Annotated in this window: 14 protein-coding genes and 1 other RNA gene; all 15 read right to left on the reverse strand. The window is 34.5% G+C overall.

All coding sequences use genetic code 11. The annotated features are described in order from the left end of the window. Window positions 1-4: 4 nt before the first annotated feature. Complete coding sequence (locus Q0Y70_RS03255; protein WP_297816497.1) at window positions 5-520, reverse strand: folate family ECF transporter S component; 516 nt, start codon at window positions 518-520, stop codon at window positions 5-7. A 46-nt stretch (window positions 521-566) separates the two neighbouring features. After that, on the reverse strand, window positions 567-1,298 hold the full coding sequence (locus Q0Y70_RS03260) for an acyl-[acyl-carrier-protein] thioesterase (RefSeq protein ID WP_297816499.1): 732 nt from the start codon (window positions 1,296-1,298) through the stop codon (window positions 567-569). A gap of 8 nt (window positions 1,299-1,306) precedes the next feature. Then, on the reverse strand, window positions 1,307-2,164 hold the full coding sequence (rsmI, locus tag Q0Y70_RS03265) for a 16S rRNA (cytidine(1402)-2'-O)-methyltransferase (protein WP_297816502.1): 858 nt from the start codon (window positions 2,162-2,164) through the stop codon (window positions 1,307-1,309). Window position 2,165: 1 nt separating this feature from the next. Further along, window positions 2,166-2,513: a DNA replication initiation control protein YabA gene (gene yabA, locus Q0Y70_RS03270; protein ID WP_297816505.1), complete on the reverse strand. Its 348-nt coding sequence runs from the start codon at window positions 2,511-2,513 to the stop codon at window positions 2,166-2,168. 20 nt (window positions 2,514-2,533) lie between these two features. Then, window positions 2,534-3,382: a DNA polymerase III subunit delta gene (locus Q0Y70_RS03275; protein WP_297816509.1), complete on the reverse strand. Its 849-nt coding sequence runs from the start codon at window positions 3,380-3,382 to the stop codon at window positions 2,534-2,536. Next, window positions 3,382-3,711 carry a cyclic-di-AMP receptor gene (locus tag Q0Y70_RS03280; RefSeq protein ID WP_297816512.1) on the reverse strand — a complete coding sequence of 110 codons (330 nt, stop codon included), beginning with the start codon at window positions 3,709-3,711 and terminating at the stop codon, window positions 3,382-3,384. The genes Q0Y70_RS03275 and Q0Y70_RS03280 overlap by 1 nt, the downstream gene beginning before the upstream one ends. Window positions 3,712-3,723: 12 nt before the next feature. After that, complete coding sequence (gene tmk, locus Q0Y70_RS03285) at window positions 3,724-4,365, reverse strand: dTMP kinase (RefSeq protein ID WP_297816515.1); 642 nt, start codon at window positions 4,363-4,365, stop codon at window positions 3,724-3,726. Between the two features lie 109 nt (window positions 4,366-4,474). Continuing rightward, a complete protein-coding gene (locus tag Q0Y70_RS03290; protein WP_297816518.1) occupies window positions 4,475-4,711 on the reverse strand; it encodes a YaaL family protein in 237 nt (78 codons plus the stop codon). After that, window positions 4,708-5,307 (reverse strand): recombination mediator RecR, encoded by a 600-nt coding sequence (gene recR / locus Q0Y70_RS03295; RefSeq protein ID WP_297816521.1) that lies wholly within the window; start codon window positions 5,305-5,307, stop codon window positions 4,708-4,710. Before recR ends, Q0Y70_RS03290 begins: the two co-directional genes overlap by 4 nt. A 1-nt stretch (window position 5,308) precedes the next feature. After that, on the reverse strand, window positions 5,309-5,638 hold the full coding sequence (locus tag Q0Y70_RS03300) for a YbaB/EbfC family nucleoid-associated protein (RefSeq protein WP_297816524.1): 330 nt from the start codon (window positions 5,636-5,638) through the stop codon (window positions 5,309-5,311). A 17-nt stretch (window positions 5,639-5,655) separates the two neighbouring features. Further along, on the reverse strand, window positions 5,656-7,479 hold the full coding sequence (gene dnaX / locus Q0Y70_RS03305) for a DNA polymerase III subunit gamma/tau (protein WP_297816527.1): 1,824 nt from the start codon (window positions 7,477-7,479) through the stop codon (window positions 5,656-5,658). Window positions 7,480-7,533: 54 nt separating this feature from the next. Next, window positions 7,534-7,633: signal recognition particle sRNA small type (gene ffs, locus Q0Y70_RS03310), an RNA gene on the reverse strand. Between the two features lie 53 nt (window positions 7,634-7,686). Further along, a complete protein-coding gene (tadA, locus tag Q0Y70_RS03315; RefSeq protein WP_297816530.1) occupies window positions 7,687-8,196 on the reverse strand; it encodes a tRNA adenosine(34) deaminase TadA in 510 nt (169 codons plus the stop codon). Between the two features lie 111 nt (window positions 8,197-8,307). Beyond that, window positions 8,308-8,481: a hypothetical protein gene (locus Q0Y70_RS03320; RefSeq protein WP_297816533.1), complete on the reverse strand. Its 174-nt coding sequence runs from the start codon at window positions 8,479-8,481 to the stop codon at window positions 8,308-8,310. A 116-nt stretch (window positions 8,482-8,597) separates the two neighbouring features. Continuing rightward, window positions 8,598-9,215: a class I SAM-dependent methyltransferase gene (locus Q0Y70_RS03325; RefSeq protein WP_297816536.1), complete on the reverse strand. Its 618-nt coding sequence runs from the start codon at window positions 9,213-9,215 to the stop codon at window positions 8,598-8,600. Window positions 9,216-9,324 lie beyond the last annotated feature (109 nt).

Raw genomic sequence — 9,324 nt, forward strand, 5'->3', positions numbered from 1 at the left:
AAAATTACTTTTTTATTTTAACACGTTGCAGCGCATTTAAAACAAGGTAGATAACAATCATTTGTACCCACGGAACAATTAGTTCTTTCACTACTCTAGCCAAAAAGGCTGCCTTTAAATTTAAACCATATAACAAATGAAGCCAGTAGGTATTGAGCAAAACATTTACAATTGCGGTCACAAGAAGTGTTGCCACAATAATTCTCCATATTTTAATCGGCTGCTTATAAAAAAACACCCCATAAATTAAAGCTGCTAACATAGCCGATAAAGTAAATCCCGGGAAAAAGCCGCCTTCTACCCCAAAGATTGCTGACATAAGTAAGTCGCTAACTCCAGCCCCAATTGCACCCCAGAGCGGGCCAAAATAGTAGCCTAATAAAGTTAATCCAATAAAACCCAAACCTACCTTTAAGTAAGCTGGGCCAATTTGAAGCTTTTGAAGAACGATATTAATAGCAACTAATAAAGCTAAAATCACTAGATCCTGCAGATTTAAACGAAGTTTAGTCTCACTCATTGGACTCACACTTTCTAAAAAAGCATGACCTAGGTCATGCACTATTTTATATATCTTTCCATTTCAATTCAGCCAAGGCACAAGTATCTTCGCTGTGTGATATCAGATGATATGAAATCAAATTATCATTATCTAATTTTAACTTAGATTGTGCAGTTTGACCATACTTTACTTCCTTTTTGAAAGTAATATCAATTTCTGTTAACTTATGACTATTCAGAAATTCGCGATCTAAACTATCAATAATCCAGTCAAAATAGCGACTATTAGTTAAATGATGATTTGTATCTAAATCATAGTAACGAACAGTATACTGTTTTTGATCTTCATAATCATTTATCTTTCTTAAACGTTTAAATCGTGGCATTTTCTTAAGCTCTTGATTATCAAAGGCTTGCATTAATTCAGGATTTGCTTCAACAATCTTACGCTTTTTCAAATCTAAGATAACCCATTGACTTTTAACATCAATAATTTGATCATCGTTTGCATCAAATGCCCCAAAATCACGATATTCAAAAAAGCGATTATAACCACTGGCATTAGTCGTAAAAGTGATCTCTTCACCTGCTTTAGGCAAACGTTTGATATCAAAATGATAGTCCACTACAACCCAGCCTAATCCTTTTTTTAAGAAATCGCCAATCCCGGCCCCACCGTCAGTTAATTGATGGTTGGAAGTTTCCATCATAAAATTAATTAATGCTGGTAGTTTTAGGTTCCCATTTTCATCTGCATCACTATATGTAATTAGGTGCTTTTGTTTATAGATTGCCATGATTCACCTCAATTTTGATGATACTTATCATACAGTTCATTCTTAGAAATATTATTTTCTTTAGCAACTTTTTTTATTGCATCTTTTTTACTGATATCTTGTTTTACTAGTTCATTCACTTGATCAATTAATTCTGACCAAGATAGAGTTTTTTCTTCTTCGGTATTTGGAGAAACTAAAACTACAAATTCCCCCCGCGGATCGTTTTCTTCAAAATAATCTACAACTTCTTTAATTGAACCGCGAACAAATTCCTCATGAATTTTTGTTAACTCTCTAGCACAAACAATCTGGCGAGAATCTTCAACTGCCTTGGCTAATGTCTTCAAGGTCTTTTTTAAGCGATGCGGTGCTTCATAGAAAATCGAAGTAGCATCCGAAGCTGCCATCTTTTCAAAAAATGGTGCCTGTTCACTGCTTTTTCTTGGCAAAAAACCATAATACGTAAACGGTTGTGCATCAAATCCTGAAGCAATTAAAGCAGTCGCAAAAGCAGAAGGGCCAGGTAGTGGCACAATTGGAATATCATTTTTGATACATTCTTGCACTAGAATATATCCTGGATCTGAAATAACCGGCATCCCTGCATCAGAAATTTCAGCAATATCTTTGCCCGACTTTAAAATCTTAATTAACTCTGGTGCTCTTTGTTTAGAATTATATTTATGAAAAGATAACATGTGGTTGTGCACACCAATTTTTTCTAACAAGATCCCACTAGTGCGAGTATCTTCAGCTGCAATATAATCCGCTTCAGTCAAAATGCGTTTAGCACGCAAAGTAATATCTTCTAAATTTCCAATTGGAGTTGGCACCAAATACAAATGACCAACTTTATCATCTTTAAAACTACGCTGTATCTGCATTTTATTTCCTTTGTGGTTTTTGACCGTGATTTACAAAATTATCTAAAATATCTAAGCAAAACATGCAATCTTCTCCTGCATCACGGTGGGATCCATAATACATGTTACAAATATGATATCCAGAATTATAAATATTTCTAAGTGACTTAAGGCCAGCCTGCGATTTACCAACAGGATTTTCAGCTTTTTTATCTAATTTGGCAATTTTTTCTCTTAGTAGTTGATTCTCTACTTTTAATTCTGTGTTTTCTTTTAAGATATCAAGCATATCGTTTTCTAAACCAGACACAGTCTTAGTCATTGCTTTTAAACTTTGTTGTAATTGTGATAATTGTGAAAATGGATCCAATATAGCGCACCTACCTTTTACTAAAAATTCAAAATTAAATAATCTAAACAGTTTATAAAACTAACATTGCTTGAATACATCTTATCGATTTGCATAAGTATATCTAACAAATGAGTATTTTCTTGTATGCTTTTATTTTGCCTAAGAGCTTCAAGACTTAAATTTTTTAGCCAATAAAAGACAAACTTTTGCTTGCCACTAGTTGCATTTTGAGCCAAATGATAAGCCCTAACAAAGGCTAATTCATTATGTTCAAACAATTCTTGATATAAATACTTAACTTCTTGTTTTAACGAATCGAGATTACCTAATTCCTCAATCTCATCGCTTGTCAAACCGTACTCAAGTAATTGACCAGTTTGAGAATCAACCTTCTCATTTTCAAAACTAATAATCTGCGTGCGAGAGCGTACAGTAGGCAAAATTTGATTTTCATTAGTAGTAATTAAGATAGTTACAACAGGTGCAACTGGTTCTTCAAGCAAGTTTAACAAAGCGTTATTAGCAGCTAAGGTTAGTTTTTCTGCATTCTTGATAAAGAAAAAGCGTCTAGTACCTTCAACCGGACTTTTTGAGAGTTCTTGTTTTAAAGGGCGTACTTGATCAATTGATAAGCTCTGTTTTCCATTAGAATCTACTAAAAAAACATCAGGATGGTTACCAGTTAAGATTCGCTGACATTCATTACATGTGCCATCAGGCTTATTTTCACCATTACAGTTAAATAAGCACGCCAGCCAATAAGCAGTCGCAAGACCCTTTTTTTGCATTGGGTCGACAAATAGATAGGAATGAGCGATCTTTTTATGGGTATACGCATCCTTTAAAAATTCAGCTTGCTGTTTACCTACGTCTTTTAAATTAATCATTAGAAATGTTCAAATGCCTCTATTGGCAATACAAAAACTGTGGCTCCACCAACAGTGACTTTTACCGGTTGACTTATCATTGAAGTGCCTGCAGCATCCATGTTCATATTCGGGGAAACATATTGTTCACGAGTGTGAGAAGATTTTTTGATAATTGAAATGACATCATTTACTTTTTCATCTTCAATCCCAATGATAAAAGTAGTATTACCCTCTCTTAAAAAGCCACCGCTAGTGGCTAATTTAGTAGCGCGGATGCCTTTTTCAATAAACTGTCTAGCTAATGCATTTGCATCTTTATCTTGTACAATCGCAAGAATCAGTTTCATATAATCAAATCCTTACTTAAAAATCTCTGGCAATTGTTTTCTTATTATTTTAACACTTTGGGCAACCACATCAGTAATTGACGCGCTAGCATCTACAACTTTAATTCTTTCAGGATACTGTTTTAAAAGTTCTTGGTATCCTTGATAAACTTTCTCATGAAAAGCTAAACGTTCTTGTTCTAAACGATCTTCTGCATCAGGACGTAATTTCTTTATTCTTGCCAAACCTTCAGCAGGATCAATATCAAAAAACAAAGTTAAATCCGGATTTAAATTATTTGTCGCAAAATCGTTTATTGCCTTAACCTCTTTAATCCCTAAATCTCTTCCCACTCCTTGATAGGCAAGCGAGCTATCAATATAACGATCTGAAAAAATGATCTTATTGGCCTTTAAGGCAGGCTTAATTACTTCATTGACGTGTTGACCGCGCTGAGCGGCATAAAGCAAAGCTTCTGTGCGATCATCCATTTCTTTATTATTAGGATCAAGAATGATATCTCTAATCGCCTCAGAAATTTTTGAACCACCAGGCTCACGTGTGACAATCACGGGATACTTAACCTGACTTGGAAAAGTCTTCATAATCTCATTAATAATAGTTGTCTTACCGGCTCCATCTGGACCTTCAAATGTAATAAAATATCCGCTCATTTTTTCCCTCCAAATGGAATTGTACTGTAAACAAATAATTAAAAACAGTCTTGTAATTTTCTTTTAGATAAAGTTTACAAAAAAATGGCCCACCAAAGATGGGCACATTTTATTGTGTGATTACACTATCAGAACTACTAGATTTGGTATTTCTTCTGCGAGCTTCCTCATAAAGAAAATTATATTTGGCATGTAAAATTTTATTGGCAATTCGATTATCCGCTGAATAATCGACTGTTGTTTGATCAAACATTTTTTGATTTGCTAGTTGCTTTTGAAGCCGAGAGATCTCTTCAATTAGCATCTCATCTCCCAGCTTTTTTATTTTATTTCTATGTCCAATCATAGTGTCGTTCTCCCTTGTACAGCTCTTTTGAGTGTGATTGCATTTGCATATTCAATATCACTTCCGACAGCTAACCCGGCAGCTAAACGCGACACCTTAATTCCTGCTGGCTTAATAAGTTTACTAATATACATCGCAGTCGATTCGCCTTCAGGAGTGGAGTTAAGAGCCAAAATAATTTCCTTAACATCATCATTTTTTTGTAAACGTGTAATTAAACTCTTGATGTTAATTTCTTCTGGTCCTATCCCATCCATTGGTGATAACACCCCATGTAAGACATGATAAAGCCCATTATAATCGCCCATTTCTTCAAAAGCCATTACATCTTTTGGTTGTTCAACAACCATAATTGTTGATTGATCGCGATCAGGATTACGACATATTTCACACGGATCGCTCTCAGTTATGTTTCCACAAATTGAACACGAATGTAGATCGCTTTTAACTTGTAGTAATGATTTTGAAAAATCACTCACATCTTCTTGTGGCATATCTAGCGTATAAAAAGCCAAACGAGTGGCCGTTTTTTCACCAATACCTGGTAGTTTCATATAACTTTCAATTAAACGTGCAATCGGTAATGGATATTGCATTTTACATCAAACCTTTAGTGTACTTACCCATCGAAGCTTGCGTAGCTTGTTCTACTTCATTAATTCCTTTATTTACTGCGTCAATTACTAAATCTTGCAGCATATCAGGATCATCAGGATCAATAGCTTCTTTATTGATCTTTAAATCTTTCAACTTACGATCTCCACTAAAAGTAGCAACAACTAAATCATCTGCAGATTTTCCAACAAATTCTTGAGTAGACAAGTTGGCTTGTTCTTGCTCCATTTGTTTTTGCATTTTCTTAGCTTGTTTAATCAAATTTTGCATATTGCCCATACCCATTGGGCCAAAATTAGGTCTCTTACTCATTTTTATCTCCTTATATATTATTCATCTTTTATTGTAACTAAGTCACCAAAAAGTTCTTTTGCTTTATCGACTACCTGCTTTTTTTCTTCAGCAGTTACTTGACTTGCTTCGTCTTTTTGGGCTTCTTGCTCTTTTTGCTCAATCTTTTTTAGCTTTTTTGCAAGCAATTCTTCTTTATGACTTGCAACGAACTCTTTTCTAACTTGCATCCAAGAAGAATCAGCTACTAAAACAATATCATAATTATGCTTTGTCAGCGTTGCAATATTAGATTCCAATTCATTGATTAGGCTATTATCTTTATTTGCTCGTTCGAACCAAAGCTCATATTTACATTTTAAAACAACTTGCTTGTCGCTCGCAGCTACAGGCTCTAAAACTCCTAAAACTGCCTTTTTTGATACTTCAAGCATAGACAGTAAATCTGGCCAAATATCTTTAATAGTCGCAATATCTTGTTTAGTTGCATTTTCCAAGACATGGTAGACTTGCTTACGGTTATTTTCTTGAGAAGCTTTAGTATTAGTATTGAGCTTCTTTTTAACTGGCTTTTGTTCTTGAACTGGTGCTGAAGTAGGTTCCGTAACTTTTTTATTAGATGGTTTAAAGCTATCTTGAATTTTACCAGAGAAGTTACTATTAGTTGATAATTTTGAATTTTGACTAGTCTTTAATAAACTATCAACTTGTTGCTTTAATTCTAAAAGTTGCTTTTTTAAACTAGCGACTTCACTTGGACTCTGGACAACTTGCTTATCAGAGATTGAACTTACCATATCTTGGCTAGCTTTAACGATAAAGACATCAAGCGGGATCTGCTGCTGGTTAGTGTAGCGTAAGTCATTTAAAGCTTGATTAGCTAAATCAACGATTTTAAAGAACCTCTCACTTGCAACAGTTTTAATTTTTTCTTGATAATCTTCAATAAAAAAGGTCTGATCCTCATTCCCCTTTAAAGTAAGCATTACTTTAACAGATAGGGCAATAATTTCATCCAAAATATTTTTAGTTGAAGCACCATTATCAAGTAACTGCTTAACTATTTCCAAGGCTTGGTCTGTTTTTTGGTCAGTCAAAGCCAAGAGTAAATTTTCGATTTTTTCTTGATCAGCAAAACCAGTGATCTTCAAAGCATCTTCATATCTGATTGAGTCTTGATCATAAGACAAAATCTGATCCAAGATACTTAAAGCATCCCTCATCCCACCATCAGCTACTTGAGCGATAATATTTAAAGCTTTAGGTTCAAAATCTACTTTTTCTTGCTCCAAGATATAACTCATTCGCTTAACCAGATCTTGTTGATCAATACGTTTGAAGTTATAACGTTGAGTTCTAGAAATAATAGTTGCCGGAACCTTTTGTAGCTCAGTCGTAGCTAAAATAAATACTACATGTTCCGGTGGCTCTTCCAAAGTCTTTAACAATGCATTAAATGCCCCCATTGAGAGCATATGAACTTCGTCAATGATATAGACTTTATACTTTCCTTGAGTTGGCGCATATTTTACCTTATCACGAATCTCACGAATTTCATCAACGCCGTTATTTGATGCAGCATCTATTTCAATGATATCGTTCATCGAACCTTGATCGGCTGCTTTACAATTTTCACACTCATTACAAGGCTCACCATCTTGCAAATTTGTACAATTCAACGCTTTTGCAAAAATCTTAGCACACGATGTCTTACCAGTTCCTCTAGGACCTGCGAATAAAAAGGCATGTGAAATCTTTTGACGCTTGATCGCATTCTTTAGTGTATCTGTAATTGCTTCTTGTCCCACAACTGCATCAAATGTGCGTGGTCGCCACTTACGATAAAGTGCTTGATAAGCCATTTTTATCCCCTTAGTAAAAAAACTCCTAACTCTTTAAAAGAGCTAAGAGCGATGTTTAAAGTCTCAAAAAAAGGCACATGCCCAAGCAACCTTAGTGCTGCTACCTTCCGGTCCTGACACGATTCAGAAGAAGGACATTGCCCACAGAAAAGTTTACCATATTTATCTGCTGCATACAACATACATCATGCATTATAATGCATGCATCTATTCTTGATTCAGTTCTTTCTTTGCCTGCTTTTCAAGCTTTTGCTTTTGCCGAATTTCTCTAAAAAAAGATCTCAACATTTCCACAGATTGATCCTTATATAATCCCCCAAAAACCTGTGGATGATGGTTAAACTTATCCACAGTGAATAAATTTACGACAGTACCTGCTGCTCCTGCTTTTTGATCGAAAGCTCCGTAATAAACCTCTTTGATACGCGAATTAATGATTGCACCAGCACACATTGGGCATGGTTCTAAGGTAACAAACAAGCTGCAATCAACTAGACGCCATGAATTTAAGTTTTGGCAAGCTTGCCTGATCGCAATCATTTCTGCATGCTGGGTAGAATCTTCATCTAATTCTCGCCGATTATAACCGCGTCCAATAATATTTCCTTCATTATCCACAACAATAGCACCAATTGGAACCTCGCCTTGTTTCTGGGCAATTTTAGCTTGCTCAAAAGCAGCATTCATATATTTTTCCTTTTGCTCTTTAGTTAACATGTTTTTTCCTCTTTATCTACTACATGCTATTTTAACAAAAAGAAAAAGCTAGCGTCTTGGCTAGCTAAAATAAAAAGCCAGCTCTAGTCTGACTTTCGCTAATATTCAAATTTAAGATCTCTTCTTCAAAGTATAGGATTGAATAAAATACCATGCAGAACCAGCAAAATAGATTAATGCTAAACCAGTAGCGCCAAAAACGGCATTTCCATTAATCGCTACTAAAACTAAGCTGATAGTAGCAATTAGAACAATTAGCGTCAAAATAATATTAATAACTTTCATAGTAATTCTTCTTTCATTCTTCTGAATACGCTTACATTATAACATCAGTTATCAATATTTTCTATATTGACGCTTTAAAATATAGCATTGATATATATGAATACAATACTAATATATTAATTATTTCTGCTAGCTAAGATATAGTAGCCTTTATCTCTAGTTAGAATTTCGCAATTCCCATAGACCTCTGTCATTAACTTTTTAGCACTAGGAGCACCTTGCTTTTTTTGAATGACAGCAAGAACCAACCCATCCTTAACCAAAAAGTCTTTAGCTCGAGAAATAATTTCATCCACTACTTTTTTGCCTGCCCTAATTGGTGGATTGGTAAGAATTAAGCCAAAATTTCTTTTATCCACTTGTGTATAAATATCAGATTCGTAAATATCGACATTATCAATATTATTTAATTGTGCATTTCTTTTAGCTAAATCTAGTGCACGTTCATTAACATCAACCATTTGCACTTCTTGCTGCGGCCAAAATCTAGCAGCAAATAAGCCAATAGGTCCATAGCCACATCCCACATCTAAAATCCCTTCATTAGGGAAAGATTGGCCTTTCATAGCTTTAATTAAGACACCTGACCCATAATCAACTCTCATTTTTGAAAATACACCTGCATCGGTATAAAACTTTAAGTCAATATCATCAATGCGGTAGTGGACTAAGTGTTCATCATGCTTGCTATTTGGATTAGCAGCAAAGTACATTTGATTTTTTTCATTTGTCATCTTTATCACCTTACTTCTCATTAAACATTATATATATTTTACTTTCACTTTTTTAGTTTTATAATAAGAAAGAGTAAAATAATTAGGAGAAATTTTTATGGATATATCG

The sequence above is a fragment of the uncultured Lactobacillus sp. genome (assembly GCF_947367085.1).
Classification (GTDB): Bacteria; Bacillota; Bacilli; order Lactobacillales; family Lactobacillaceae; genus Lactobacillus.

What these genes read in the sequence shown, in the direction of transcription:
- Q0Y70_RS03290 (WP_297816518.1), bottom strand. Translation starts at nt 4,711, where the DNA reads ATGATTGGACATAGAAATAAAATAAAAAAGCTGGGAGATGAGATGCTA.
- tadA (WP_297816530.1), bottom strand. Translation starts at nt 8,196, where the DNA reads ATGTTAACTAAAGAGCAAAAGGAAAAATATATGAATGCTGCTTTTGAG.
- Q0Y70_RS03320 (WP_297816533.1), bottom strand. Translation starts at nt 8,481, where the DNA reads ATGAAAGTTATTAATATTATTTTGACGCTAATTGTTCTAATTGCTACT.
- Q0Y70_RS03325 (WP_297816536.1), bottom strand. Translation starts at nt 9,215, where the DNA reads ATGACAAATGAAAAAAATCAAATGTACTTTGCTGCTAATCCAAATAGC.
- recR (WP_297816521.1), bottom strand. Translation starts at nt 5,307, where the DNA reads ATGCAATATCCATTACCGATTGCACGTTTAATTGAAAGTTATATGAAA.
- Q0Y70_RS03255 (WP_297816497.1), bottom strand. Translation starts at nt 520, where the DNA reads ATGAGTGAGACTAAACTTCGTTTAAATCTGCAGGATCTAGTGATTTTA.
- Q0Y70_RS03260 (WP_297816499.1), bottom strand. Translation starts at nt 1,298, where the DNA reads ATGGCAATCTATAAACAAAAGCACCTAATTACATATAGTGATGCAGAT.
- Q0Y70_RS03280 (WP_297816512.1), bottom strand. Translation starts at nt 3,711, where the DNA reads ATGAAACTGATTCTTGCGATTGTACAAGATAAAGATGCAAATGCATTA.
- rsmI (WP_297816502.1), bottom strand. Translation starts at nt 2,164, where the DNA reads ATGCAGATACAGCGTAGTTTTAAAGATGATAAAGTTGGTCATTTGTAT.
- tmk (WP_297816515.1), bottom strand. Translation starts at nt 4,365, where the DNA reads ATGAGCGGATATTTTATTACATTTGAAGGTCCAGATGGAGCCGGTAAG.
- Q0Y70_RS03300 (WP_297816524.1), bottom strand. Translation starts at nt 5,638, where the DNA reads ATGAGTAAGAGACCTAATTTTGGCCCAATGGGTATGGGCAATATGCAA.
- dnaX (WP_297816527.1), bottom strand. Translation starts at nt 7,479, where the DNA reads ATGGCTTATCAAGCACTTTATCGTAAGTGGCGACCACGCACATTTGAT.
- Q0Y70_RS03275 (WP_297816509.1), bottom strand. Translation starts at nt 3,382, where the DNA reads ATGATTAATTTAAAAGACGTAGGTAAACAGCAAGCTGAATTTTTAAAG.